This is a genomic window from Acinetobacter sp. V116_7, from assembly GCF_056735735.1.
The window spans coordinates 82,261-108,098 of sequence record NZ_JBWZIF010000014.1 but is presented as its reverse complement, the minus strand read 5'-3'; the positions used below and the strand labels follow the sequence as shown (position 1 = coordinate 108,098).

Sequence of the window (25,838 nt, the reverse complement as noted above, 5' to 3'; positions counted from 1 at the left end):
TAGCCCTGTAGTGAGCTAAATGCTAAAGAATATAACACTACTTCTTTATTTCTCACAGTCAAAAACGCTCATTTTTGGAAAAAGCAGCATATGTAAAAATAGAGAGTTGGAACAATTAATAAATATGCGAATCTGTTTGTAGATAAGGAATAATCTGCTCAGCTGGGATAGGGCGGCTAAAGAAATAGCCTTGTAAAAAATCACATTGTTGTTTTTGCAGATAGGCAACTTGTTCTTCTGTTTCCACACCTTCGGCAACCAATTTAAGACCCATACTTTTACCCATTGCAATCATGGCATTTACAATCGCTTCTTGTTTGTGATCACCAATTTTCGAAATGAAAGCACGGTCAATTTTTAGTACATCAATTGGATACTCTGTCAGGTAAGCCAAAGAGGAGTAACCTGTACCAAAGTCATCTAGAGCAATTGAAATATCTCGTTGTTTTATCGCATGTAATAGTGTTTTGACGTTATCCGTATTGTCTAATAAAGCCGACTCAGTAATTTCAAGTTCAAGATCAGAACCTTGTATATTATATTTTTGCAAAACTTCATCTAGATCATTAAGTAATAAGCCACGATGTATTTGCTGAGCGACAATATTTACAGAGACTTGAACGTTTGTGTAGCCTGCGTTTTTCCATTCTTGTAATTGTTTTCCAACTTTATCTAAAACGACTTTGCCAATATCTGAAATCAGGCTACTACGCTCAGCAAAAGGTATAAACATATTTGGCATGACTAATCCTTTTTCAGGATGTTGCCAACGTATTAATGCTTCAAAACCTATAATAGATTGATCTAGTAGATTAATTTTGGGTTGGTAATAAATGACAAATTCATCATTTTGAATGGCTTTACGTAACTCTTGTTCTAAATCAGCAGTTTTATATGGATGTTCTGCTTTATTGCAATAGTAAGAAATGGTGTTGCCCCCTAAGCGCTTTGCTTCTGAAAGTGCTTGCTCTGCATGGTTATTAAGATGGTCAATTTGTCGGCCATGCTCAGGAAAGCATGCCACACCGATAGATGCTGTAATAAAATATTCGTGATTATCAATATAAAAAGGTGCGTTGAGCGCTTGCAGGATGTTTTGGCAATATTGCTCAATATTTGGATGAATTGGAGAGATTTCATAAATAATTGCAAAATCGTCGCTATTTAAATAGGCAACCAAAATTGCATTAATATTGATTAAGCGTAATCGTTGTGCGAACTGTTTAAGAAGTTCATCACCACTATCATTATTTAAAAATTCATTAAAAGCGCGGAAACGGTCAATATTTACTCGTATCAGTGCTAAATTTTTAATGTTATATGAAGGGTTTACAAGATATTGATGCAATTGATTGTAATAGTAAAGACGATTAGGCAAGTGGGTGAGACTATCGTAATTTTTTAAATAGGATAGATGTTGTTCCTGACGTTTTTGTTCAGTGAGGTCACGTGCAAATCCAATATAATTTGTAATTTGATGGAACTCATCTTTGACCACATTGATGTGTAACCACAAATAGACGCTTTTGCCAGAACTAAATTTTTCATCAAATTGACCCATATATTCCCCAGTCTCGAGGAGCTGTTGGGTAATTGAAGTGTGAAATTGTTGTTGTAATTCTTTTTGATTAATCGCAATGCTAAATAATTCTTTATTTAGAAGTTCTGATTTAGAAAATCCGGTTAATTTTTCGTAGTAAGGGTTAATATCAATATAGTTTAGGTGTTCATCTAAAATGAATATGCCTTCGGCTGCTTGTTCAAGCACAATTGCCGATAGTCTTAAGTGTTCTTGGTCTTTTTTCTCTTGATGTATATCTCGGGTCATCCCAACCATACGAAGCGCTTTTTGTGTTTTGGGATCTCTGGTAATGACACGACCTACATCATGAATCCATCGCCATGAACCATCTCGACGTAAAATCCTGAAATTGATATTAAAATGATCTGTAATTCCTTCCAGATGTTGCTTTAAACGCTCGTTAAACAGTTTTTTATCACTTGGATGTACGCGGTCTAAAATAGTATTGAGATGAATAACGGTCGTTTGTGTCTGCTTTTGTTGATCAAAAAACGTAATTTCTAATTTTTGATTTTCAATATCCCAGTCCCAAGGTCGAATGCCTGCCGTTTCATTTGCAAAAGCTAAATTGTAGTGGTGGCTTTCGAGTTGCTCATTCATTTTAGTGAGATCGTATGTGCGTTCACGTACCTTTTGTTCTAGTAAATGGTTATTAAATTGAAGTTGGGCTTCAATATCTTTCGATTTATTCACTTCTTGTTGAAGTTGTACACATAACTCTTCAGCCCACTGGGTATGTTGTTCTGAAATTTGAATGAGCTGTTTATTTCTAAATAATAGTTGAGAAATTTTTTGATAGTTACGTTGAGTTGCGTATGCACAGAGTATGGTAGCTATGAAAGCGATGTTATAGGCGAAATAAAAAGGCAGCTGAGTAATTGGGGTATGTGTAAATTGAGCGATTAATAACGGTAATGTACTGGGAATAAATAAGAGATAAAAGTATCGAGGTTGTTGCGTTAAAAAAGTCAGTCCAATGATATGGGCAGAAGTGATAAACAAAGCAATTAAAATATGAGCATCGGGTAGGGTAACTAGCTCTTGAGGAAGATAAAAATGAATAACCGTAACGGTTGCCCCTAGTAAAACTCCTGAAATAAAACAAATACTTTGTAAGATAAGATCAGCTTTTTTAATAAAATTAATAGTACGATAGTGCGTTAAAATATTTGGAACAAATAATAGGCAGGTAAGAGATGCAATAGTCAGGCCCATAGACCAGTTAAATATTGTTATTGAAGATAAAAAATAATAAGAAAAAATAGCGTATGAGATGAGACATAGCAGTATTAAGCTAACTAAATACCAGCGTATATATTGAATTGAAAGTTTTAGCTGCTCAATTTTTGTTTGATGCTGTAAATATTCTTCCTGAAGCCCAGACATAAGATTTTTCTATCCTATTTTTTTACATATATACAGAAAGAATCTGATTTATCAGTGATAAAGAATTTGAAATTTTATTCATACAATAAAAGTAAATTAACTTTAAATAGCGATTTAATCAATGTTCAATGAACTTAGGTGGATAAAAACCGATAATTTAAAATAGATAAGGCGACGACTGGCGCAGTTTCTGTACGTAAAACACGGTCACCAATACACCAGTTCATAAAACCAGCTTGATTGGCTTGAGTAATTTCATTCTCGCTTAAACCGCCTTCTGGTCCAATTAACAAGGCAAGTTCAGGTTGTATGCCTGCTAATACATCTTTTTGTTCTTTTTCTGGCGCTAAAACGAATTTAGATTGAGGAAGTTCTGAAGAACTTAACCATTCATTAAGAGAAATAGGTGCTAATACTTCTGGGACTAAGTTCAAGCCACATTGTTCGCATGCTGCAATTGCAACAGCTTGCCAGTGATCTAATTTTTTTTGATCTCGGTCGTATTTTAAGCGCATTTCACAGCGGTCGCTTGTAAGTAACTGAATTTGACTTACACCAAGTTCAGTGGCTTTCTGAATGGCATAATCCATTCGGTCGCCTTTACTCATGACCTGACCCAGAACTGCTTTAAATGGGGCATTACGGTTATTAGGGTTGAAATTCTCAATTGTGACAAACGCATTTTTTTTATTAATTTCGCTCAGTGTCGCGAGATATTCGCCACCTTGGCCATTAAAGAGAGTCGCTTGTTCTTGTAATTGTGCACGTAAGACACGCACCCAATGATGAAATACTGATTCAGTTAGTTGAATAGTTGAACCAACTGTAAGTTCAGTTTCGATAAAAAAACGATTCATTGGGTACGCCTTACAAAATTAATTTAAACCAAGATCAACAACGAGTTGATGAGTTGGTTCGACTTGATTCATTGAATAGAAATGTAAGCTTGGTGCACCACCTGCGATCAGGCGTTCACATAGCTTCACAACAACTTCATGACCAAAAGCTTTAATACTCTCGCTGTCATCACCATAGGCTTGTAATTGTTTACGGATCCAACGAGGAATCTCTGCACCAGTACCATCAGCAAAGCGAATTAAATTGCTGGCATTGGTAATCGGCATGATGCCAGGAGCCACCGGAATATTAACTCCAGCTTTTTCCAGACGCTCAATAAAATAAAAGTATGAGTCTGGATTAAAGAAGAATTGTGTAATTCCTGCATTAGCGCCAGCTTGTACTTTTTCAATAAAACGTTGGATATCTGAATCAAGGTTTTCAGCTTGAGGGTGCATTTCAGGATAAGCTGCAACTTCAATATGAAAATGATCACCTGAGTGCTCACGAATAAAACGTACTAAATCTTGAGCATAAGGAAGTTCGCCAAGCCCGACTTGACCAGAAGGTAAGTCACCGCGTAAAGCGACAATACGGTTAATGCCTTGGGTTTTATATAAATCTAGTAACTCAGCAATACGCGCTTTATCATCACCAATGCATGAAAGGTGAGGTGCAACTGGTGTACCTTTACCATTGAAATCGTCAATAGCAGCAAGAGTACGTTCGCGAGTAGAACCACCAGCACCATATGTAATCGAGAAGAAATCTGGATTTAATAGTTGTAATTCTTGATGAACAATACGAAGTTTTTCAGCACCGGCATCAGTTTTCGGTGGGAAAAACTCAAAAGAAATGGGTATACGTTTAGTCATGTCAAATCCTTGTAAACAGCGAAACAATATTTTTAGAAAAAAGGGCAGTCGGTTCACCGTCTGCCCTTAAGTTCTTAGTATTTGTAAGCGTCAGACTTGAATGGTCCCTCAACAGCAACACCTAAATAGCCAGCTTGCTCTTGAGTTAATTGAGTAAGTACACCACCAAAACCTGCAACCATTGCCGCAGCAACTTCTTCGTCAAGTTTCTTCGGAAGAACTTCTACACGAATTTTTGCAGCTTTTTCACTTGCAGGAAGGTCAGCAAATTTCTCTTGGAATAAGTGAATTTGACCTAGCACTTGGTTAGCAAAAGAACCGTCCATCACGCGTGATGGGTGACCAGTTGCATTACCTAGGTTTACAAGGCGACCTTCAGAAAGAAGAATGAGGTAGTTATTTTCATCTTCAGAACGATAAACTTGGTGAACTTGTGGCTTAACTTCAACCCACTTATAACCACGTAAATAAGCTGTGTCGATTTCTGTGTCGAAGTGACCGATGTTACATACAACTGCACCAGCTTTTAAGCTATCTAACATTGCAGCATCACATACGTGGTAGTTACCAGTAGTCGTTACAACAAGGTCAGTGTTGCCAAGTAAGTCGTGGTTAATATCTTCTTTTTTACCTGTTTGTACGCCGTTTTTGTATGGAGATACAACTTCGTAGCCGTCCATACATGCTTGCATTGCACAAATTGGGTCAACTTCAGTTACACGAACAATCATGCCTTCTTGACGTAAAGATTGAGCAGAACCTTTACCAACGTCACCGTAACCGATCACAAGCGCACGACGACCAGATAAAAGCATGTCAGTTGCACGTTTGATTGCATCATTTAATGAGTGACGGCAACCATATTTGTTGTCATTTTTAGATTTAGTAACTGAGTCATTTACGTTAATTGCAGGTACTTTCAAAGAACCGTCTTTCCACATTTCAATAAGACGTTGAACACCTGTAGTCGTTTCTTCAGTAATACCGTGAATGCGTTCTAAAAGAGCAGGGTATTTTTCATGAACAAGAGCAGTTAAGTCACCGCCATCGTCCAAAATCATGTTGGCATCCCAAGGTTGACCATTAACATTCACTTGTTGTTCAAGGCACCATATATATTCTTCTTCAGTTTCGCCTTTCCAAGCAAAAACAGGAATACCGCGAGCAGCAATTGCAGCAGCAGCATGGTCTTGAGTCGAGAAAATGTTACATGAAGTCCAACGAACTTCAGCACCTAATTCAACAAGCGTTTCAATAAGAACCGCTGTTTGAATGGTCATGTGAATACAACCAAGGATTTTTGCACCAGCAAGTGGTTTAGACGCTGCATAACGCTTACGTAAACCAATTAAAGCTGGCATTTCTGCTTCAGCAAGTTTGATTTCTTTACGACCGTAGTCAGCAAGAGAGATGTCAGCAACTTTATAATCTGTAAATGAAGCATTAACCGCGTTCATCAGGATCTCCTAGGGAAAAAATAGTATGGATCGTTCTGTTCGCGGATGCCGTTGTTGGTTAAAACGAGTGTTTAACCGATTGTCGAGCCTGGCAAATTGATCTTTAGTGCCGATCATTTGTCGCAGCATCCCTCGACTAGCGAAACATTGTACTTGGAAAAGCTTTTAGTGCCAATCCAGTTTTGTTTATTATCTGCCTAATTATCCTTATAGATTCAAATTATGGCAGTAAATATTCCCCAAGCTCTAGCAAACCTCGAAGCAAACTGTGGTGTTTTTGCGGTTTGGATGGTGCTTCAACATCATGGAGTACAAATTGATGTTGCTGAGTTGATTAAAGTTTGCCGACACGACGAAGGGGGTACCTATACTATTGCCTTAGCCGTTGCTTTAAAGAAATTAGGATTTGAAGTGTCATTTCATTCAGATGAAGATTCTAATATTAGGCCAAGCGAACGAATTAGTTATAAAGAAGCAAAGGTATTGAAAATACCGACAGGACCTGCGTTAAGTTATCAGGATATTCAAGCTGAAATTCAAAATGGCAAAATGGTGATTGTCTATTACGATACTTTAGAAGGTGTTGGAAATCAGTCACTCATCTATTCTATTGACCAAAAAGAAATCTGCTTTTTTGATAATTTTGAACCTATGTCTGCGGCAGTTTTTGAAAAGCAACGTCAAGTTGAAGGGATTTGTCGTCAAGCTATCGTGATTGATGACCGTAATTTTCAGATACATCCGACTAAATTGAATTAGATTAAAAAGAGCCAGTAGAGTTCTGGCTCATATTGAAATTATTTTTGTTGATATTCTTGAATCACTTCTAAAGCAGCACGAAAAGCTTCTTGTGTAGCAGGCGCGCCACAATATGGAAGGCTGTGCAATAAAGTTTCTTGAATCTCTTCAACTGTACAGCCATTGTTAAGTGCACCACGAACATGGCCTTTGAGTTCTGTGGGTGACTTAAGTGCAGTTAACATTGCCAAAGTAATTAATGAACGATATTTACGTGGTAATACGCCTTCACGCTGCCAAGTCGATCCCCATGCATGCTCGTTAATCCAGTCTTGTAAAGGCTGAGTAAAGGGTACGGTGTTTTCTTGGGCGCGTTTTACAAAAGCTTCTCCCATCACTTCTGTGCGAACTTTTAATCCATTTTCGTAATCTTGCTTAGACATTAATTTCTCCTAAAAATAAAAGCGTCGATTGACGCTTTTATGGCTGTTTATTAATTAATGCGAATCAAGTGTGATTGCAATAGTGAATTAGTGGAGGCATCAGTCACTAAATTTGATGAGGGTTCGATAAAGGCAGGTCTTTATTTAAATCTTTATCAAATACATCTGTAAGCATGCTGTCAAATCGAATTGCATTGTATTGCAATAATTGTTGAGCTTCGCTTTCAGTAATAAAATCTTCTTTTATTGCTTGTGCAATATTCTCTTCGAAAGTCAATCCTGTAAATTTACCTTTAGATTCAGCTTTTTTGAACTTATCCCAAAGTGGTTCAAGGGTTCGTAGAATTTGAAAAGTATGCTCTAAACGTCCAGTCACATCATCGGCTTTGGTTGAATAAAATACGTGATGCTTAAGCTGCTCTCTAAAAGGATGCTCTTGCATCATAAGTTCAGCGACTTGCTGTTTTAACTCATCGTCAGGTTTTGAAATGACACGACCAAGAGGGAAACAGATCCATTTTACAAATGCCGCTGGAAGTTTAGCTGGGAAGTTTTCAAATAATCCCCAAAATGCTTCCTGAATATTCAAGAACGCTTTTTGTAGAGCTAATTTAGCGTGAAGTTGTTCAGCTTCAGTTTTTTGGCCAGCTTCATAAAATTTTAAAATCGCAGTAGAAATAAAGAGGTGCGCGTGAATATCTGCTAAGCGTCCTGATAACATTTCTTTGCGTTTTAAGTCGCCTGCAAGTAAACCAAGTGACATATCCGAAACAAGCGCGAAGTTAGCACTAAAACGGTTAATCGTCTTATAGTAACTGGCAGTAAATTGATCTACTGATTGAGGGGAATCGTTTGAGCCACCAGTCCAACCATAAGCAAATGATTTTGCCCCACGGTTAAAGGTATAGGCTAAATGTTTAAATAATAAATCATCGAATTTTTGAACCGCATTAGCTTTATCTTCAGATTGAAGAAGTTGCAATTCTTCAAAAAGATAAGGGTGACAACGCATTGAACCTTGACCAAAAATCATCAATGAACGAGTCAAAATATTTGCGCCTTCTACCGTAATTGCAATTGGAATCGCTTGATAGGTAAGGGCAAGGAAGTTACGTGGTCCAAGTTGAATTGCACGTCCTCCAGCAATATCCATTCCGTGATTAACGACTTTACGCATCGTTTCAGTTGCATAATATTTTGCCATGGCAGTCATTACCGCAGGTGTTCCACCTTGGTTTAGGCCACATGTCACTAAATAACGGAATGCTTCGAGCATGTAGGCATCGCTGGCAATTTCACTGGTCGCTTCTTGTACGCCTTCAAATTTACCGACAGAAATATTAAATTGTTGACGAATTTTCGCAAAAGCACCAACGGTTAAATAGCTCATTTCACCTGCTGCTGTTGCTAAAGCTGGAAGGGAAATACCACGACCAACACCTAAGCACTCCATTAGCATTCGCCAGCCTTTACCGGCATTTTCTTGCCCACCAATAATCCAGTCAATAGGAATAAAAACATCTTCTCCTTCTACGGTTCCGTTCATAAATGGAGAGCCTGGAAAATGACGCGCTCCTATTTTCACGCCTGCATGACTGGCAGGAATGAGGGCACAGGTAATACCGTATTCTGTTTTGTTTTTATCGCCGAGTAACCCTTCAGGATCATATAGTTTAAATGCAAGACCTACGACTGTGGCAATTGGCGCAAGGGTAATCCAGCGTTTAGAGAAATTCATACGTAGCCCAAGAACTTGAGCACCTTCATGTTCGCCATAGCAAACAACGCCCGAATCTGGAATCGCACCAGCATCGGAACCCGCTTCTGGACTGGTTAAACCAAAACATGGAATTTCTTCACCTTTAGCAAGGCCCGGTAAATATTGTTGCTTTTGAGCATCAGTGCCGTAGTGCATGAGTAGCTCACCCGGTCCCAACGAGTTTGGAACCATACAACTCACTGCAGTGGTGAGTGAGCGTGAAGCAATTTTGCTCATAATACGGCTTTGAGCAAATGAGCTAAATTCTTTACCACCAAATGACTTTGGAATAATAAGACCTAAGAAACCTTTGTCTTTAATAAATTGCCAAACCTCTGGTGGAAGATCTTTTAAGTGATGATGAATTTCCCATTCATTGAGCATGCTACAAAGGAGCTCAACTTCATTATCGATAAAACTTTGTTCTTCTTCTGACAACGTTGGGTAGGGATACTTTTCAAATTGGGACCAATCAGGTGCTCCCATAAACAATTCTTTTTCCCACCAACTGGTACCTGCCTCTAAGGCCTCTTGTTCAGTTGTACTGATACTCGGCATTGAGTTTGCTAATGTTTTATATGCAGGTTTAGTAATCAGGTTAAAGCGTAATGGTGCAAATAAAATAATGATACTAAGGGCAATGAGGGGAATACCTAAAATGAGAGCCCATGGCGTTAATATGAGTGCAGTAAATATAGCTACCGCAATCGTAATTACACTGCCAATGATTCGGTTCAGGTTAAAAAAGAAAATTGCCCATATTGCAAAAAGCTGAATGACGATGCTTAAAACAAAGAGTAGGAAAATCATACTTGCTCCTTGCTAGATAAGCCCTCAAGTTAGAAGTTACGAAAAAAGCGAGGAGAGATTTAAGGCTTAACTAGCTAATTTTAATGCTGTTTAAATTTAATTTTTTATATCGCAATTGATGTATATGCTAGAGCAGGGATATATCGTACTTTTAGGTATAAGATATTTTTCTGTGAAAGTGTAATGGCTTGTTTTATCGATTTGTCAAGAAATGTTATTGATTTTCTTATACAAATAAAAAGCCCTCTGTGTTAGAGGGCTTTTATAGAAATTTAATTTATTAAGCTTCGACAACTTGAACAGCGATTTTCTTAGCTGGATCTACTTTACGGCGAACTTCTGGTACTGGTTCACCATGGTATTGACGATCAGCAAAGTAACTTGAACGAACCATTGGTGCAGACCAAATATTTCTAAAGCCAAGTTTGCGGCCATGCTCTGCATAACGTTCAAACTCTTCTGGCGTTACAAAGCGGTCAATTGGCGCGTGTTGTTTAGATGGCTGTAAATATTGACCAATCGTCACATAGTCAACATCGTGAGCACGTAAGTCATCAAGCAATGCGATAACTTCTTCTTCAGTTTCACCAATACCGACCATCAAACCACATTTTGTTGGAATATCTGGGCAGTATTCTTTAAACATTTTTAATAAGGTTAAAGAATGCTGATAGTCTGAACCTGGACGCATTGCTTTATATAAGCGAGGCACAGTCTCAATGTTGTGGTTAAATACGTCTGGCGGACATTCAGTCATAATGCGTAAAGCAATATCCATACGTCCACGGAAATCCGGTACTAAAATCTCAAGCAATGTCGTCGGGCTAAGCGCGCGAGCTTCTTTGATACAGTCCACAAAGTGTTGTGCACCGCCGTCAAGTAAGTCATCACGGTCAACCGAAGTAATTACCGCATATTTGAGCTTAAGATTAGCAATTGTCTCTGCCATGTGACGAGGTTCGTCAGCATCGAGTGCATTTGGACGACCATGTGCTACATCACAGAAAGGACAACGGCGTGTACAAATATCGCCCATAATCATGAATGTTGCCGTACCGCCACCAAAACATTCTGGCAGGTTAGGACAAGCAGCTTCTTCACAAACGGTATGGAGTTTTTGAGCACGTAAAGTCGTTTTAATACGCTGAACTTCTTCTGGTGCCGTCATCTTGACACGAATCCAGTCAGGTTTACGCGGCACTTCAACCGTAGGTACAACTTTTACAGGAATTCTTGCGACTTTTTCTGCGCCACGAAGTTTTACACCCTGTTCAGGTTTACGGTGTTCTGACATATCTAACTTTTCCACTCGTTTATAGAGACATTGACATTGTATTATAGCGAAGTTCTTCAGTTAATAGCGGAAAATAACTATTCATATAATAAATGTGGCTATTCAGAAATATAGGGTTGAGAAATACATAAATTCACCGCATATTAGTCATAATCTATTATAAAATATGGTCATTCAAGAGAGGAAGGAGCTTTCAATGCCACGTAAAAAAGAGGTCGTTAGTGGGAATTTCGTTAAATACGATGCGGTAGTTCTCGGTTCTGGACCTGCGGGTGAAGGCGCGGCAATGAAGCTTTCAAAAGCTGGTAAGCGTGTTGCAATTGTAGATGTGCGTGATCAGCTTGGTGGTAACTGTGCACACGTAGGAACGATTCCAAGTAAAGCATTACGTCAAACAGTTTCTAGTATTATTCGCTATCAGCGTGATCCAATGTTTCAAAAAGTAGGTGAATGGAAACAGTTCACCATGAAACAGGTTCTGCGTAATGCACACAAAGTGATTCAACAACAGGTTGATACACATACACGTTTTTATGACCGTAACAAGATTGGTGTCTTCCATGGTCGTGCATATATTCAAGATAAAAATACAGTCTTAGTTTTTAGCCATGAGGGCATTAAAGAGACAATTATCTGTAAGCAAATCGTGATTGCGACAGGTAGTCGTCCTTATCATCCGCAAGGTCTCGACTTTGATCATCCTCGCGTGTTTGATTCGGACAAAATTCTTGATCTTGATTATTCAATTCAAAAAATCATTATTTACGGCGCGGGCGTTATTGGCTGTGAATATGCCTCAATCTTTATTGGTCTAGATCATAAAGTTGACTTGATCAATACTCAGCAAAAACTATTAAGTTATCTAGATGATGAAATTGCTGATGCTTTGTCATATCACTTACGTGAACAAGGTGTGTTAATTCGTCACAACGAACAAATGGATCATCTTGAAACGTTTGATGACCATGTTGTTTTACACTTACAAAGTGGTAAAAAGATTAAAGCCGATGCCATTCTTTGGTGTAACGGCCGTTCAGGTAACACAGAGGGCTTAGGTCTTGAGAACGTTGGATTAGTTCCAAACAACCGCGGCCAGCTTTCAGTAAATGATCAATATCAAACTGAAGTTGAAAACATCTATGCTGCTGGTGATGTAATTGGCTGGCCATCACTTGCTTCTGCTGCTTATGACCAAGGGCGCTGTGCTGGCGCAAACATGAGTGGTGAAGATGCGAAGCCAGTACGTGACATTCCAACTGGTATCTATACCATTCCTGAAATCTCATCAATTGGTAAAAATGAACAGGAATTAACGGAAGAAAAAATTCCGTATGAAGTGGGTCAAGCTTCTTTCCGTCATTTAGCTCGTGCACAAATTACTGGTGATACAGTGGGTGAGTTAAAAATTCTTTTCCACCGTGACACTATGGAAATTTTAGGTATTCACTGTTTTGGTAATAACGCTGCCGAAATTATCCACATTGGGCAAGCAGTTATGCACAGCCCAAATAATACCTTGAAATATTTCGTTGAAACGACATTTAACTATCCAACAATGGCTGAAGCATATCGTGTAGCTGCACTTAACGGTATGAATCGCTTGTTTTGATTTTAAATAAGTTTTCAATAAAAAAGCCTGCAAATTTGCGGGCTTTTTTATTTTCATTACACCACAGGTTTTTTATATTTTTATGACAATCCAAAATATGATTTCAGCTTTTCATCATACTAGTGTGGACAAAATGCTTGGTTAAAATATTCAAATAAATCCGGTGTTTGTTTCCATAAAATGATTGAACAGGCCAGCAGAGTAATCACTAGCAAAGTCATAATTGTTTTCAAAAGTAAGGTATTATGCGTCATGAATAACAGCCTCCTCATTCACAAAGAAGTGTACGATCACACCTACTATACTTAATGCTATAGAACATAGCCAAATTGCATTGTAATTACCTGTTAAGTCATGGTTGACACCGCCAAGCCAACCGCCAAAGAAAGAGCCGACTTGATGAGTGAAAAATACAATACCGCTCAGCATTGAAAGATATTTAACACCAAACATATTTGCCACAATACCGTTTGTGAGCGGAACAGTGGAGAGCCATAGAAGGCCCATAATGACTCCAAAAGCATATACCGTATAAATGCTTAAAGGTAATAACAAGAAGGCAATGATCGCGATGCCACGGCTGCCGTAAAGCGCCATTAATAATTTAGGTTTTGAGAAGCGGTCTCCTAACCAGCCAGCACCATAAGTCCCCACAATATTAAATAGTCCAACTAGTGCCAGAAACACAGTTCCTGTAGCTGCATCAAAGCCGTGGTCGATTAAATAGCCGGGTAAATGTACACCTAAGAAAACAACTTGGAATCCACATACTAAGAAACCTAAAGCTAACCACCAAAAGGGTTTATGTTTTCTGGCTATATTCAGTACTTGTTTAAATGTAAGCTGAGGTTGTGCAATTGCTTTTGGTGTTTGATTGCTTGGCCCTTTTAACATCCATGCAAGGGGAATAATAAGAGCAATTAACAGCGCACTGACCATTAGGGCTGACGACCATCCAACATTTTTAAGTAAAAGAAGGGTAGATGGCAACATAATAAACTGACCGAAAGAACCTGCTGCACTTGCAATCCCCATTGCCATACTTCTTTTTTCTGGAGGGGCAGCTCGGCCTACTGCACTAAGTAAAACCGTAAAGGAAGTTGCTGATAAAGCTAAACCAATAATAAGACCTAGGCTTAAATTCAAAATGAGTACACTTGAACTAAAAGCCATTAATAGTAAGCCGAGGGCGTAAAGTAATCCGCCAACAGCAACCACAATTTTACTGCCATATTTATCTGCGATTGCGCCAGTAAAAGGTTGAACTGCACCCCAGATCAGGTTCTGCATGGCGATTGCAAGACTAAAAACATGTTGACCCCAGCCAAACTCATGGCTCATTGGGACCAAATAAAGTCCAAAACCATGCCTAACACCTAAAGAAAGAGCCAAAATAAGGGCACTACCAATCAGCATATAGATAAGCGGCTGGGAAAAGTTTTGAGTAGTTTTAGTCATCGTTAATGGAAAATTATAATAATGTGGTCATTTATTGTAGAAGATATATCGAAAAATATCGATATAGATGGCAAGAATATTTAAGAAGAATTAAAAAGTGAGTGGGGTAAATATTTCATGATAAGAAATTTGAAGAAGCAGACACCATTTTGATCTCTGCTTCTTATAAAAATTAAGCTGTTGAATTACGCTCAAGTAATGCTTGCTCAAAAAGAACTTGTTCTTTTTCTTTATGTTCAGTTGTGAAGCGAATCAAAATTACGCTACAGCCTGCGACCATAACCAGACCGCCTAAAATAAACAGGCAAGTTTGGACATCAAGTAAACCTTTGAGTAGGAAACCTGCTGCCACAGCACCAACATTACCACCCGCGCCAATAATTCCTGCAACTCCACCTAATGCAGTGCGATCGATAAATGGTACGAGAGCGTAAGTTGCTCCACATGCCATATGCGTAAACAATGCAAAAATAGTCATGGAAATAATAGCGAGCGCAACAGCATTCATTTGCGAGAAGAGGATTAAGAATAAACCTTCACCTAAAATCATGAGCACAAGTACTTTCGTGCGGCCATCTAAACCTTTTTTGAGTGCAACTTTATCGGAAATGATACCGCCTAGCGCTCGAGCGAATAATGCTAAAAGACCAAAGATTCCGGCAGTTAGTCCAGCCGTTTTTAAATCCATTTTAAATTGATCGACATAATACATTGCTGCAACGTTATGGATAAAAATCTCAATACCAAAACTTGCACCATATGCCAAAAATAAAATCCAGACACGATAGTTGCGAGCGGCTTGCATTAAAATGGCAGTACCACCTTTTTTACCACTTCCGACCTCAATACCTTGCGCGCGAATTTCTTTAAAGTTTCCTTGAGGGCAATCTTGAGTTAATTTCCAATAAAGAATGCCAACAATAACCATCATTACGCCAGGTACGATTAATGCCACGCGCCATCCCATGGTTTGTTCAACACCAAACATCACAATGGCACCGAGCAATAAAGGCATTAAAGCTTGTGTTGCTCCACCACCAGCATTTCCCCAGCCAGCCGTTGCCGCATTTGCTGTTCCTACAACGTTAGGTGCAAACATGACACTTGTATGGTATTGAGTAATGACGAAGCTTGCCCCAATCGCACCAATAAGTAAGCGAAAGAATAGAAAAGATTCATAACTATTGGCAGCAGCTACACCAAATACTGGAATGCTGCCAACTAGTAGGAGAGTGGTGTACGTAATACGGGGGCCATATTTGTCGCAGAGTGGTCCAACAATAAGCCGAACTAAAATAGTAATAGCAACAGCAGCAATATTAATATTAGCAATTTGATCTTTTGTTAGGCCAAATTCACCTTTAATCACGGGCATTAATGGTGCACACGCAAACCATGCAAAGAAACATACAAAGAAAGCGAGCCATGTCATGTGGAAGGCACGCATTGCTGGAGTTGAAAAACTGAATAATTTAATTTCAGTTGCTTTTTTTGCATCTAATTGGATATTTGAAGACATACGCCGTCCCTCTGAACTGAACGAAATTTAATTTGCATGGCAATTTATTGCCTATCTGCAGACCGATCAGAGCGGACATCGTTGGCCGTCTTTGTTTATTCATTGAATCATCATTGATTCATCATGCTCTGAATAAAGCAAAGCTTGTGCCAAAAAATGAATTTTACTAAAAGGGAAAAATTACTTTCTAATTTTATTGAATTAGTTTGTGAATAGAAAAATAATAAAAAAAATGGAAAAATAAGAGGGTAGTAATAAAAGTTTGAGAAGGTTTCTACAGCTGTATTTTTTATAAAAAATGCTCATTTTTTTAGCATTTTGATTTAAAAAGAAGCAATTTTTAGGTGAAATAGAGTGAAAGAAAGCTATAGAAACTTATACAAGTCTTTATAGCTTTTCATGATGCAGAAGTTAGAAGCGGTAACCGACACCGGCGTAACCTAAAATTGGGTTAATTTCGATATCTGCTTTTGCATTGATTAATTCACCATACTTAGCATCATTTACTGTAATCGTCGTATCTGTTTTTAAGTGAGCATAGGAAACAGAGCCAACGGCATACCATTTATCATTAAAGTCGTAGGTGAAACCTAAAGTCGCTACAGGAGCAATAGCATCTGAAGCTTCAAGTTCTACTTTAGGATCTCCTGAGCTAGTTTTTCTTTCTAAAGCAGCACCTGCTTTACCATCTTTAATATTCACAATCATATGACCAGCATTGACTAAATCTTTCTCAATTTCTGGATTCATTTCTAATTCACTGAAATAAGCGTACATGACCCCTAGTCCAACATAGGGTCTAAATTTATTTACACCAGTTTTGCCGAAGTGATATTGAAATTCAAATGCTGGCGTCCAAGCACGTGCTGAAGCGGCACTCCCATGTCCTTCAAGATCTGTAATGAAAAGATTATTTTCAAGTTCCATAGATCCAAGAATCCCACCAGCGGGTTTTGCTGTGGCTGAAAAAGGCGCATAAATTTTCCCTTTTCCTTGTAAGTCAACTTTAGGTGGAATCCCAGCTTTTAACTCTAATGAAAAATTATCTGTAAAAAAGTAATTACTCATCAATCCTAAGGTGGTGACATCATCGGCTTCTAAACCTGTTTTGTCAGCATCCCATTGACTTAGACCGCGCACCTCAGCTGTTCCGCTTAGCCAAGAAGGAATCGTATCTGTACCTAAACCAATAACATCAATGAGCTGTTCAAGAACGACATTACTATTACTGTCTGAAATGTTGTCTTGAATCGTTTTAACTTTAATATCTCCGACTTTAGATTGCTCATTTTCTTTAACAGAAGTATTAATTCTAAAAGGCTGAGCATTACCAGTCGGTTTAACATATAAAGGACCAGCAGAGACTGAAAAACGTTTGAAACCATCACCATCCTTTAAACTAAAATATGGTGAAGCGGCGTTAGTGATTGTTGGCAGGGCAAAAAAGGCAGCTGTCATACAAAATAATGACTTTTTCATCATAAAAGGACTCCATGTCCGAACATTTGTTTACTGATTTTTATTGAGCCAACCATACCGCGTTTTATTAAAATGATTGTTTATTAAAAATTAATAATTGTAATTTTTTTGAAATATTTGTTTATATTTGGAAATATTTATTAATAAAAAATACATAATAAATAATAAAAGGCTACATAAAGTAGCCTTTTATTTAAGTTTGTTAAACTATTAGTTGAAGCGAGATAAGTCCTCTTCAGGGCGTGCAGTTAAAACTTCAATGCCCGTTTGAGTCACTAAAATAGTATGTTCATATTGAGCTGAAAGTTTATGGTCTTTAGTTACAACAGTCCATTTATCGCCTAATAGTTTAGTTTGCCATACGCCAGCATTTACCATAGGTTCAATAGTAAAAGTCATACCAGCTTCCAGACGCATACCTGTTCCAGCTTGACCATAATGTAATACTTGAGGTTCATCATGGAAAACGGTACCAATACCGTGGCCACAATATTCACGTACTACACTAAAACGCTCTGATTCGACATATTTCTGGATTGCATGGCCAATATCACCTAAATATGAACCATCTTTAACAGTTGCCATTCCACGATACATCGCTTCTTGGGCAACTTTACATAGACGGTTGGCTAAAATAGACGTCTCACCACCGACGATATACATCATGTTTGTATCGCCGTGATAACCATCTTTAATCACAGTCACATCAATATTTAAAATATCGCCGTTTTTTAACGTTTTATTTTCAGAAGGAATGCCATGGCAGACAACATGGTTAACCGAAGTACAAATAGAATGCTGAAAAGCAGGGCGTCCAGGAGCGCCACCATAGCCGACACAGGCAGGAATAGCATGTTGTACATTTTCAATGTGATTACGGCAAATGGTATCAAGTTCAAGTGTACTTACACCCGCCTTGATATACGGCTTGATCATCTCTAGAACTTCAGCCGCCAGTCGTCCTGCAATGCGCATTTTTTCAATTTCATCTGGAGTTTTGATTAATCGACGTGGAGCTGTATAAGTACTGTTCATGATCTCTAAAAACTTTTGGTAATTTACAAGTGTCTATGGTATAAATAGCCGCCCATTTTATCAAATGCTTTTCGTGAATATCTTTTACGAACAAATTTGATAGGTGGAGTAAAAAATCCGCACATATATCGTCACATTACTCTGGGTGCCTGTAAAAGGGTGGAGAATGCGGATATATGGAGGCCTAACCCAACTTTTAAGGTAAAGAAAATGGCAGATTACAACGTAAGCATGCGTGACCTTCTTCAAGCAGGCGCGCACTTTGGTCACCAAACTCGTTTCTGGAACCCAAAAATGCGTCAATACATTTTTGGCGCGCGTAACAAAATTCACATCATCAACCTTGAGCACACTGTTCCTGCGTTAAATGATGCTTTGAACTTCGCTAACCAATTAGCAAGCAAAAAGAACAAAGTTTTGTTCGTTGGTACAAAACGTGCTGCTTCTAACATCATCCGTGAACAAGCTCAACGCGCTGGTCAACCATATGTAGATCACCGTTGGTTAGGTGGTATGTTGACGAACTGGAAAACACTTCGCCAATCTATCAACCGTTTAAAAGATCTTCAAACTCAATCTCAAGACGGTACTTTCGCTAAGCTTACTAAACGTGAAGCTTTAGAACGTGCTCGTGAGATGGAAAAACTTGAGCGTTCTTTAGGCGGCGTTAAAAACATGGGTGGTTTACCTGACGCATTATTTGTAATCGACGTTGATCACGAAGCGATTGCAATCAAAGAAGCGAAGAACTTAGGTATTCCTGTTATCGGTATCGTTGATACAAACTCTAACCCAGACAACGTTGATTACGTTATTCCGGGTAACGACGATGCGATCCGTGCAGTAACTCTATATGCTTCAGCTATGGCTGACGCAATTCTTGCTGGTAAAGAATACGCTCAATCTCAAGCGAACGCTCAAGCAAAAGGCGATGACGCTGCGAAAGACGCTTCTGAGGCTTAATGCGTTTTGACGCAGGCTTGTCATTTTTGCGACATGTAATGGTGGCAAATTAAGCGTCGAGAGTGCAAACGGCCCAGAGTTTCTTTGGGCCGTTTTTGTTGAAAAGATTTATTTTCTACCGATTTTAGGAGATCAACATGACTGCAATTACTGCAAGCATGGTAAAAGAATTACGTGACCGTACTGGTCTTGCAATGATGGAATGCAAAAAAGCATTAACAGAAGCGAACGGTGACATCGAGCTTGCTATTGATAACCTTCGTAAATCTGGTCAAGCTAAAGCTGCTAAAAAAGCTGGTAACATTGCTGCTGACGGTGCAATCACAATCGTTCAAGAAGGCAACAAAGCAATTCTAGTTGAAGTTAACTGTCAAACTGACTTCGTTGCTAAAGACGAAAACTTCTCTAACTTCTCTAAAGCTGTTGCTACTGCTGCTTTAGCTGCTGGTGAAACTGATGCTGCTAAAATCGCTGAATTAAAATTAGCAGACGGTCAAACAGTTGAAGAAGCTCGTATTGCGCTTGTTCAAAAAATCGGTGAAAACATCCAAGTTCGTCGTGCGAAAATCGTTGAAGGCGAAAACTTGGCTATCTACAAACACGGTTTAAAAATCGGTGTTGTAGTTTCTTATACTGGTGATGCTGACACTGGTAAAGGTATTGCAATGCACGTTGCTGCATTCAACCCAGTAGCTGTAAATGCTGAAGCTGTTCCTGCTGACCTTATCGCTAAAGAAAAAGAAATTGCTGAAGCGAAAGCGTTAGAATCTGGTAAGCCAGCTAACATCGTTGAGAAAATGGTAACTGGTTCAGTTGATAAATACTTGAACGAAGTTGCTCTTGATCGTCAAATGTACGTAATCGACAACGACAAAAAAGTTGCTGATGTATTAAAAGCAACTGGTACTACTGTTGCTAACTTCGTACGTTTCGAAGTTGGTGAAGGTATTGAGAAAAAAGCAGAAATGAGCTTCGCTGAAGAAGTTGCTGCTGCTCAAGCTGCTGCGAAGTAATTCGTATCACAATAAAAAAAGCCCCATTGGGGCTTTTTTTATCTCAGTTAAATTAAGGGTAGACAATGACAAATAAAAAAAATCTCAGTATTGGTGGTGTCATAATTTTATTGATTGCTGCATATTTTGGTCTGGATTTATCTGGGCATAAGCAAAATCAATCGCCATCATCAGTCATGCCCGAAGCTCAGCATACTGAAACTACACTTTCAAATAATGGGGTTGATACAATAAAAGCTGCTTATCAGCAGAGACAAAGTAATGTTCAAGTGCAGGGAAGTGGCCGAGTAAAAGCAATTTTAAGAGATGATAATGATGGGTCGAGACACCAGAAATTTATTCTTGTACTAAAAAATGGCCTTTCAATTTTAGTCGCACATAATATTGATTTAGCACCTAAAATTCCTAATTTGAAAAAAGGTGATGCAGTAGAGTTTTACGGTGAATATGAATATAACCCAAAAGGCGGTGTATTGCACTGGACTCATCGTGATCCACAAAATCGTCATGAAAGCGGTTGGCTCAAACATGATGGGCAAATCTACCAATAAAGCCGAATAAACAAATAAAGAGATTGTTTTTATAGAGCAATTTTATTCTATTCAGTTTCTTAAAACATGCTATGGTTTTTTTATTGAATAGATGAGACGTATTTATGCAGCGGGAGCAAGCCGATTATCTGCATGTGCGAGAGCTGGGCGGTTTAGAGTTACTAAAAGCACATTATCACCAAACACAATTTTCGAAGCATACTCATGAAGGATACTGTATTGGTGTGATTGAAGAGGGAGCACAGTCTTTTTTTAGGACAGGCCAGCTGCATGTAGCTCCTAAAGGCGACATTATTTTAGTAAACGCTGACGAAATTCATACGGGTTCATCTGCGGTAGAGTCAGGCTGGCGATATCGGGCAATTTATCCTACACCTGAAATGTTGGCAGAAGTCAGCCAAGATTTTTTTGAAAATTCACGTGGGGCGCCATGGTTTCCTCAAGCTGTCATTCGTGACTTAGGTTTGGCTCAGCAACTTTGTTTACTCTTTGATTTATTAGAACAAAAAGATAATTTTTTACTCAAAGAAACGATGTATTTATCGACTTTAGCCTGTCTAATGAAGCGACATGGTAAATCAAATCATACTTTTTGTGAGTTACCAGAGGCATATTCAAAAATATTAAGAGTTAAAGAATTACTGGTAGAAATGCCCGAAACAAATTTTTCTTTGCAAGATCTGGCTGACATGGTGGGTCTAAGTGCATGGCATTTCTTAAGACAATTTAAAAAATATGTGGGCTTGCCACCTCATGCTTGGCTTGTTCAAGCACGCTTACAAAAAGCAAGACAATTATTAAAACAGGGTGACCAAATTGCGATGGTGGCACAGCAATGTGGTTTTTCTGATCAAAGCCATTTTAATCGTCACTTTAAAAAAGCAATGGGAGTGACGCCTACTCAATATGTAGCTAGCCTAAATAACTAGATTATTAACAGTTTATTTACAGCAATTTTATTCAATATAAATCAACTCTCATTACGCATTTTATAGAGAGATCTTTTATCTTGGATTTTTATATATGAATATTCAGCTTCATCAGTTGGTGAGGTTTCCAAAAAATAAGGCATCCTATCTTTTTTTACGTGGTGCAATGGATATTTTGCCCTTGTCAATTTCCGTTATTCCGTGGGCAATTTTGGCAGGCTCTATGGCAATTCATGCAGGTTTATCTTTTTATAAAGCCCTTGTGATGTCGGGAATTGTTTTTGCTGGAGCAGCTCAATTAGTTAGTTTAAGCATGGTAATGGAAGGGGCATCTATTTTTACAATTTATGTGACGATTTTCTTTTTAACGGCTCAGCATTTTATTTATGCATTAACTTTAAGAAATGACATTTCTGCTTTGTCTCTTTCGAAACGGATAAGTTTAGGTTTTTTATTAACGGATGAATTATTTGCGGTGTGTGCATCCGGTGAAAAAAGACAGCCAGAATATCTGTTAGGTGCAGGTCTGTCTTTTTATTTATTCTGGGTGGTTTTTAGCTTGGTTGGAATACTTTTGGCAACAGTGATTCCAGATCTACTAAATTATCATTTAGATTTTTCAATTGTGGCTATTTTTATTGCCATGATAGTGCCGCTATGTAAGGGAATGCCTGTAATTGCTGGTGTGCTAATGACTTGTTTAAGCGGATTTTTCTTTAAATTATATCAAGTTGAAGGAGCGATTTTACTTTCAGGATTAATCGGTATGTTGGTTGCAGTGTTAACTGAAAAAATAGGTAAGGAGTAATAATATGTCTTGGTTTATGATTTTAGGTTTGGCAGCAATCGTCTTTTTTAATCGTTATTATTTTTTGGAACCCACTGTTAAAATTAAATTGCCGCTTATTATGAATAAGATGCTTAATTATTCTGCACCTTGTTTATTAACAGCAATTTGTATTCCAGTTGTTTTTTTTGATGGCGATAATTTAAAAGGAATTATTGATAATCCCTATATTTATGCAGCAATCTTTTGTATTGTGATTGCCTTTTATCTGAAGAAAGTGCTTTTAAGTGTTATCGCTAGTTTGGTTTTTTTCTATTTTATAAATTTTCTAATAAATTACTAAAATGTAAAAGCTGAATCGAGATGATCCAGCTTTAATTGAACAATTAGGATATAGCGTGTTTTTGTCTACTTTTCCATTTGGGTAAGATTTTTCCTAGATAGGCATCCATGCACCAGACGGGGCCAATGAGTAAAAATTGTAAATCTTTAAAGAACGATGGCTTTTTGCCCTCAATTTTATGACCATAGAACTGTCCGATCCAAGCAATCACAAAAATAGCAATATAAAATCCTACTCCTACAGGTAGGGTGTAAATGAGCCATGCCATAACAACAAGTAAAGCTGCCATTGCAACAGCAAGTATAAGATCTAAACGAGCATAAAATACTAAAGTGAGTACAAGTAGTAGAGCAGTGAGCAAGGTGCTGAAATGGGCAATGATTCCAATAATAGAAAATAAAATGGCAGGAACGCAGAGCCAGTGAATTTGTTTATTGGTTGGGTTTTGATGGCTTTCGCTATATTCGTCAAACCATTCTGTAACGGATTTCATTAATGGCACACTCCTTGTCTTAACTTTGATTTATTTTTTCTGGATATATTTTAGCCTGTTCTGGAGGAATTCGACAAGAAACCAACACTATTCAACTATGGCGATTTGGCAGTAAAAACTGAGGAGGGGGTAGATGAAAAAAATAATATGGCGCTGATTGAAAAAATAGTCCATTTGAACTCAAAAAAGGGTGCAATATTTCATAATATTTTTTCTGTGTTGCTCAATGATGAAAACATCAAAAAAAGTGTAATTTTGAGATGGGTGGGAAAATTGTGTGAAAAAGCTCTACTCATCTACTCTAAAAACGCCATAAATAGCCCTTATTTTATAAAAATGGTACTAGGGTAGCGCAAATTTATTAAAGTCGCTCTAAGCGCAATTTAGAGGCGAAATAGACTTTGATAAAATAAATGCATTTTTTTGTTCGAAAAATAATCAAAACTGGGGTTGGAGAAGGGTTAAAAAAGATAATTTTTTTACCCTAAGCTAGAAATTATTTTCATAGTTTAAAACATAAAAAAGCCGCAGAAAAAATTGCGGCTTTTTACATGAGCTCTAGAGTCTATAACTTATGAAGTTGGACCATCAACGCGCTCAATATTTACTTTTGCAGTTCCAGCATTGGTAATACCAAGACGTTTAGCTGCACCATAAGATAGGTCAAGTACACGATTGCCATGGAAAGGACCACGGTCGTTTACTTTTACAACCACACTTTTACCATTGTCTTTATTCGTTACTCGGATGTAACAGTTCAACGGTAGGCTACGGTGAGCAGCAGTAAGAGCATTCATATCGAATGTGTCACCACTTGCTGTTTTGCGTCCATGGAATTGACGACCATACCATGAAGCCATGCCAGTTTGGCTAAACTTACGAACAGTGTTTGAAGCTACTGTGTTAAGTTTTTCAATCACTGAAGGCTCATCTTCAGGGATTTCAATTTTTGCTGCGATAGCTTGACGACGGATTTGATCGCCAGAACGTTCAGTGATTGAAAGACTGTTAATGTTAGAAAAACGAGAATTAAAATTTTGAGTATCTTTACTCAATACACGAGCTGCTAAATTAGAACCATCTACATCACTATTTAATGATGAAGATTGCACCATTTCAGCGTGCAATGGGGCTATGCTTAAACTAGCCGTCAGTGCAAGAACGTATTTCAGCGATAACTGCATTTGTATAAACTCCTGAGAACATGTACTTTTTTCTTTCAGCGATTGACTGAAATTTAAAGTGAACATGTCTTATTATTCACTTTTGCAATTGCTACATTGGGGTGGATAATATTCATCGCTTACGGAGAGTGTCTAGTCTTTAACGAGAAATAGTTACAAAAAGGGCAAAAACTTACAGTTCTAGGTTGAAAAATGATCAAAAGTGTAACAAAATATTAAATTTGTGCGTATTGTGATCTATTTAACAAAAATATTTATTGACTTTTACATAACTTATAAAAAAGCTAGCCTATCGGCTAGCCACTTCAGTGCCTAATAACCATACAGCAGTAGCATACATACGGCTCTTATTATAGGTCGTAATCACTTGAAAATTCGGGTAAGTCAAATAGTAAATTGGACCATTATAGTCTTGTAATTGAATAACATTCACCATATCCAGATCATCAATTTTAACTAAAGGATTTAAAGGTGAAACCCCGAGTGTCTTTAATGCACCATATGGAAAAGGTTGAGTTAAATCTTTAGCAATAACACTGTCTGGATTTGACCCTGTGTAACGTGCCATAAACCCGATAGGTTGATCGCGTTGCCATCCTTGTTTTGCTAAGTAGTTTGCGATTGAACCGATTGCATCTTCTGCAGAATTTCTTAAATCGATGTGTCCATTACCATCATAATCGACCCCATATTTACTAATATTACTCGGCATAAATTGTGGATAGCCAATTGCACCTGCATAGGAACCTACAATACTACTTGTTGGGTAACCTTCTTTATAAGTCCATGCAATAAGAGCAGCAAGTTCATCACCAAAATATTCAGCACGGCGAGGGTAGCCAAAAGCAAGTGTGGCTAATGCATCACGTGTAATAAATGAACCTTTATTTGCGCCATAACCTGTCTCAACACCCAAGATACCTAAAATAACAGCTTGAGATACACCATATTGTTGTTCAGCACGGTTTAAAGCATCTGCATATTGGTTTTTAAAACGGACACCACGTTGAATTGTCCCTTCAACCAAAAACATAGAGCGATAGTCATACCAAGGTTTGCTTTCACCTGGACGAGTCATAATATTTAGAATGTTTGGTAAATTTTTTGCACCATTCATAGCTGCATCAACTTGATCGCCACTTAACCCATAAGCGCTCATCGTTTTTTGTTTAAAATTTACATAATCAGGATGTGTTGCAAAATCGTTGGCCTGAGCGAAGTGACTTGTACTGATTAAACCAGTACATAAAGCAAGCATTTTTAAAGTTTTATTTAAGTGTTGAGACAACATATC

22 protein-coding genes are annotated in these 25,838 nt (G+C 38.1%); 8 read left to right on the top strand and 14 right to left on the bottom strand.

The window, feature by feature from the left end:
• Positions 1-115: 115 nt before the first annotated feature.
• The 4 genes from AC1PJP_RS05100 to ahcY form a co-directional block, all read right to left on the bottom strand.
• Positions 116-2,968, bottom strand: coding sequence for a putative bifunctional diguanylate cyclase/phosphodiesterase (locus tag AC1PJP_RS05100; RefSeq protein WP_479766610.1), 2,853 nt, complete (start codon positions 2,966-2,968; stop codon positions 116-118).
• A gap of 134 nt (positions 2,969-3,102) precedes the next feature.
• Positions 3,103-3,825, bottom strand: coding sequence for a 16S rRNA (uracil(1498)-N(3))-methyltransferase (locus AC1PJP_RS05095; RefSeq protein ID WP_151822852.1), 723 nt, complete (start codon positions 3,823-3,825; stop codon positions 3,103-3,105).
• Positions 3,826-3,843: 18 nt separating this feature from the next.
• Positions 3,844-4,680, bottom strand: a complete 837-nt coding sequence (gene metF, locus AC1PJP_RS05090; RefSeq protein WP_198306955.1) for a methylenetetrahydrofolate reductase [NAD(P)H] — start codon at positions 4,678-4,680, stop codon at positions 3,844-3,846.
• A gap of 74 nt (positions 4,681-4,754) precedes the next feature.
• Positions 4,755-6,137 carry an adenosylhomocysteinase gene (gene ahcY, locus AC1PJP_RS05085; RefSeq protein WP_479766609.1) on the bottom strand — a complete coding sequence of 461 codons (1,383 nt, stop codon included), beginning with the start codon at positions 6,135-6,137 and terminating at the stop codon, positions 4,755-4,757.
• Between the two features lie 222 nt (positions 6,138-6,359).
• Between ahcY and AC1PJP_RS05080 the strand changes: the two genes are divergently transcribed.
• The gene (locus AC1PJP_RS05080) at positions 6,360-6,896 is read left to right on the top strand and encodes a cysteine peptidase family C39 domain-containing protein (RefSeq protein WP_479766608.1); all 537 of its coding nucleotides are present in this window, start codon (positions 6,360-6,362) and stop codon (positions 6,894-6,896) included.
• 38 nt (positions 6,897-6,934) lie between these two features.
• Here the strand turns inward: AC1PJP_RS05080 and AC1PJP_RS05075 are convergent, their stop codons facing one another.
• The 3 genes from AC1PJP_RS05075 to lipA all read right to left on the bottom strand — a co-directional run bounded on the left by AC1PJP_RS05075 (position 6,935) and on the right by lipA (position 11,181).
• Positions 6,935-7,318 (bottom strand): carboxymuconolactone decarboxylase family protein, encoded by a 384-nt coding sequence (locus tag AC1PJP_RS05075; RefSeq protein WP_000043120.1) that lies wholly within the window; start codon positions 7,316-7,318, stop codon positions 6,935-6,937.
• 106 nt (positions 7,319-7,424) lie between these two features.
• Entirely contained in the window at positions 7,425-9,887 is a 2,463-nt protein-coding gene (locus AC1PJP_RS05070) for an acyl-CoA dehydrogenase (RefSeq protein ID WP_479766607.1), read from the bottom strand.
• A gap of 280 nt (positions 9,888-10,167) precedes the next feature.
• Complete coding sequence (gene lipA / locus AC1PJP_RS05065) at positions 10,168-11,181, bottom strand: lipoyl synthase (protein ID WP_005307143.1); 1,014 nt, start codon at positions 11,179-11,181, stop codon at positions 10,168-10,170.
• Between the two features lie 196 nt (positions 11,182-11,377).
• Between lipA and sthA the strand changes: the two genes are divergently transcribed.
• The gene (sthA, locus tag AC1PJP_RS05060) at positions 11,378-12,790 is read left to right on the top strand and encodes a Si-specific NAD(P)(+) transhydrogenase (RefSeq protein WP_004790990.1); all 1,413 of its coding nucleotides are present in this window, start codon (positions 11,378-11,380) and stop codon (positions 12,788-12,790) included.
• A 243-nt stretch (positions 12,791-13,033) separates the two neighbouring features.
• On the opposite strand, the gene AC1PJP_RS05055 is transcribed toward sthA, so the two are convergent.
• From AC1PJP_RS05055 to map, 4 genes are all read right to left on the bottom strand, one after another.
• Positions 13,034-14,248: an MFS transporter gene (locus AC1PJP_RS05055; RefSeq protein WP_479766606.1), complete on the bottom strand. Its 1,215-nt coding sequence runs from the start codon at positions 14,246-14,248 to the stop codon at positions 13,034-13,036.
• A 172-nt stretch (positions 14,249-14,420) separates the two neighbouring features.
• Positions 14,421-15,767: an MFS transporter gene (locus tag AC1PJP_RS05050; RefSeq protein WP_479766605.1), complete on the bottom strand. Its 1,347-nt coding sequence runs from the start codon at positions 15,765-15,767 to the stop codon at positions 14,421-14,423.
• Between the two features lie 411 nt (positions 15,768-16,178).
• The gene (locus tag AC1PJP_RS05045) at positions 16,179-17,249 is read right to left on the bottom strand and encodes an OmpW/AlkL family protein (protein WP_144731841.1); all 1,071 of its coding nucleotides are present in this window, start codon (positions 17,247-17,249) and stop codon (positions 16,179-16,181) included.
• A gap of 207 nt (positions 17,250-17,456) precedes the next feature.
• Positions 17,457-18,281 (bottom strand): type I methionyl aminopeptidase, encoded by an 825-nt coding sequence (gene map / locus AC1PJP_RS05040; RefSeq protein ID WP_004790999.1) that lies wholly within the window; start codon positions 18,279-18,281, stop codon positions 17,457-17,459.
• A gap of 210 nt (positions 18,282-18,491) precedes the next feature.
• Here map and rpsB point away from each other — a divergent pair, with 210 nt between their 5' ends.
• The 6 genes from rpsB (at position 18,492) to AC1PJP_RS05010 (ending at position 22,867) form a co-directional block, all read left to right on the top strand.
• Complete coding sequence (gene rpsB / locus AC1PJP_RS05035; protein WP_002118204.1) at positions 18,492-19,244, top strand: 30S ribosomal protein S2; 753 nt, start codon at positions 18,492-18,494, stop codon at positions 19,242-19,244.
• Positions 19,245-19,381: 137 nt separating this feature from the next.
• Complete coding sequence (tsf, locus tag AC1PJP_RS05030; RefSeq protein ID WP_004791001.1) at positions 19,382-20,257, top strand: translation elongation factor Ts; 876 nt, start codon at positions 19,382-19,384, stop codon at positions 20,255-20,257.
• 65 nt (positions 20,258-20,322) lie between these two features.
• Positions 20,323-20,808, top strand: coding sequence for a DUF3465 domain-containing protein (locus tag AC1PJP_RS05025; protein ID WP_416716012.1), 486 nt, complete (start codon positions 20,323-20,325; stop codon positions 20,806-20,808).
• Positions 20,809-20,912: 104 nt separating this feature from the next.
• Entirely contained in the window at positions 20,913-21,737 is an 825-nt protein-coding gene (locus AC1PJP_RS05020) for an AraC family transcriptional regulator (RefSeq protein WP_049837122.1), read from the top strand.
• 94 nt (positions 21,738-21,831) lie between these two features.
• Positions 21,832-22,545 (top strand): AzlC family ABC transporter permease, encoded by a 714-nt coding sequence (locus tag AC1PJP_RS05015; RefSeq protein WP_479766604.1) that lies wholly within the window; start codon positions 21,832-21,834, stop codon positions 22,543-22,545.
• A gap of 4 nt (positions 22,546-22,549) precedes the next feature.
• On the top strand, positions 22,550-22,867 hold the full coding sequence (locus AC1PJP_RS05010) for an AzlD domain-containing protein (protein ID WP_005307117.1): 318 nt from the start codon (positions 22,550-22,552) through the stop codon (positions 22,865-22,867).
• 43 nt (positions 22,868-22,910) lie between these two features.
• Here AC1PJP_RS05010 and AC1PJP_RS05005 read toward each other — a convergent pair whose 3' ends face one another.
• From AC1PJP_RS05005 to mltB, 3 genes are all read right to left on the bottom strand, one after another.
• Positions 22,911-23,360: an Mpo1 family 2-hydroxy fatty acid dioxygenase gene (locus AC1PJP_RS05005; protein ID WP_199986718.1), complete on the bottom strand. Its 450-nt coding sequence runs from the start codon at positions 23,358-23,360 to the stop codon at positions 22,911-22,913.
• Positions 23,361-23,932: 572 nt separating this feature from the next.
• Positions 23,933-24,544, bottom strand: coding sequence for a septal ring lytic transglycosylase RlpA family protein (locus AC1PJP_RS05000; RefSeq protein ID WP_004791014.1), 612 nt, complete (start codon positions 24,542-24,544; stop codon positions 23,933-23,935).
• Between the two features lie 289 nt (positions 24,545-24,833).
• A complete protein-coding gene (gene mltB, locus AC1PJP_RS04995) occupies positions 24,834-25,835 on the bottom strand; it encodes a lytic murein transglycosylase B (RefSeq protein WP_004791015.1) in 1,002 nt (333 codons plus the stop codon).
• Positions 25,836-25,838 lie beyond the last annotated feature (3 nt).

What these genes read in the sequence shown, in the direction of transcription:
- map (WP_004790999.1), bottom strand. Translation starts at nt 18,281, where the DNA reads ATGAACAGTACTTATACAGCTCCACGTCGATTAATCAAAACTCCAGAT.
- AC1PJP_RS05020 (WP_049837122.1), top strand. Translation starts at nt 20,913, where the DNA reads ATGCAGCGGGAGCAAGCCGATTATCTGCATGTGCGAGAGCTGGGCGGT.
- AC1PJP_RS05045 (WP_144731841.1), bottom strand. Translation starts at nt 17,249, where the DNA reads ATGATGAAAAAGTCATTATTTTGTATGACAGCTGCCTTTTTTGCCCTG.
- mltB (WP_004791015.1), bottom strand. Translation starts at nt 25,835, where the DNA reads ATGTTGTCTCAACACTTAAATAAAACTTTAAAAATGCTTGCTTTATGT.
- ahcY (WP_479766609.1), bottom strand. Translation starts at nt 6,137, where the DNA reads ATGAACGCGGTTAATGCTTCATTTACAGATTATAAAGTTGCTGACATC.
- metF (WP_198306955.1), bottom strand. Translation starts at nt 4,680, where the DNA reads ATGACTAAACGTATACCCATTTCTTTTGAGTTTTTCCCACCGAAAACT.
- AC1PJP_RS05000 (WP_004791014.1), bottom strand. Translation starts at nt 24,544, where the DNA reads ATGCAGTTATCGCTGAAATACGTTCTTGCACTGACGGCTAGTTTAAGC.
- AC1PJP_RS05055 (WP_479766606.1), bottom strand. Translation starts at nt 14,248, where the DNA reads ATGACTAAAACTACTCAAAACTTTTCCCAGCCGCTTATCTATATGCTG.
- AC1PJP_RS05075 (WP_000043120.1), bottom strand. Translation starts at nt 7,318, where the DNA reads ATGTCTAAGCAAGATTACGAAAATGGATTAAAAGTTCGCACAGAAGTG.
- AC1PJP_RS05080 (WP_479766608.1), top strand. Translation starts at nt 6,360, where the DNA reads ATGGCAGTAAATATTCCCCAAGCTCTAGCAAACCTCGAAGCAAACTGT.
- AC1PJP_RS05095 (WP_151822852.1), bottom strand. Translation starts at nt 3,825, where the DNA reads ATGAATCGTTTTTTTATCGAAACTGAACTTACAGTTGGTTCAACTATT.
- tsf (WP_004791001.1), top strand. Translation starts at nt 19,382, where the DNA reads ATGACTGCAATTACTGCAAGCATGGTAAAAGAATTACGTGACCGTACT.
- lipA (WP_005307143.1), bottom strand. Translation starts at nt 11,181, where the DNA reads ATGTCAGAACACCGTAAACCTGAACAGGGTGTAAAACTTCGTGGCGCA.
- rpsB (WP_002118204.1), top strand. Translation starts at nt 18,492, where the DNA reads ATGGCAGATTACAACGTAAGCATGCGTGACCTTCTTCAAGCAGGCGCG.
- AC1PJP_RS05015 (WP_479766604.1), top strand. Translation starts at nt 21,832, where the DNA reads ATGAATATTCAGCTTCATCAGTTGGTGAGGTTTCCAAAAAATAAGGCA.
- AC1PJP_RS05010 (WP_005307117.1), top strand. Translation starts at nt 22,550, where the DNA reads ATGTCTTGGTTTATGATTTTAGGTTTGGCAGCAATCGTCTTTTTTAAT.
- sthA (WP_004790990.1), top strand. Translation starts at nt 11,378, where the DNA reads ATGCCACGTAAAAAAGAGGTCGTTAGTGGGAATTTCGTTAAATACGAT.
- AC1PJP_RS05050 (WP_479766605.1), bottom strand. Translation starts at nt 15,767, where the DNA reads ATGTCTTCAAATATCCAATTAGATGCAAAAAAAGCAACTGAAATTAAA.
- AC1PJP_RS05005 (WP_199986718.1), bottom strand. Translation starts at nt 23,360, where the DNA reads ATGAAATCCGTTACAGAATGGTTTGACGAATATAGCGAAAGCCATCAA.
- AC1PJP_RS05070 (WP_479766607.1), bottom strand. Translation starts at nt 9,887, where the DNA reads ATGATTTTCCTACTCTTTGTTTTAAGCATCGTCATTCAGCTTTTTGCA.
- AC1PJP_RS05025 (WP_416716012.1), top strand. Translation starts at nt 20,323, where the DNA reads ATGACAAATAAAAAAAATCTCAGTATTGGTGGTGTCATAATTTTATTG.
- AC1PJP_RS05100 (WP_479766610.1), bottom strand. Translation starts at nt 2,968, where the DNA reads ATGTCTGGGCTTCAGGAAGAATATTTACAGCATCAAACAAAAATTGAG.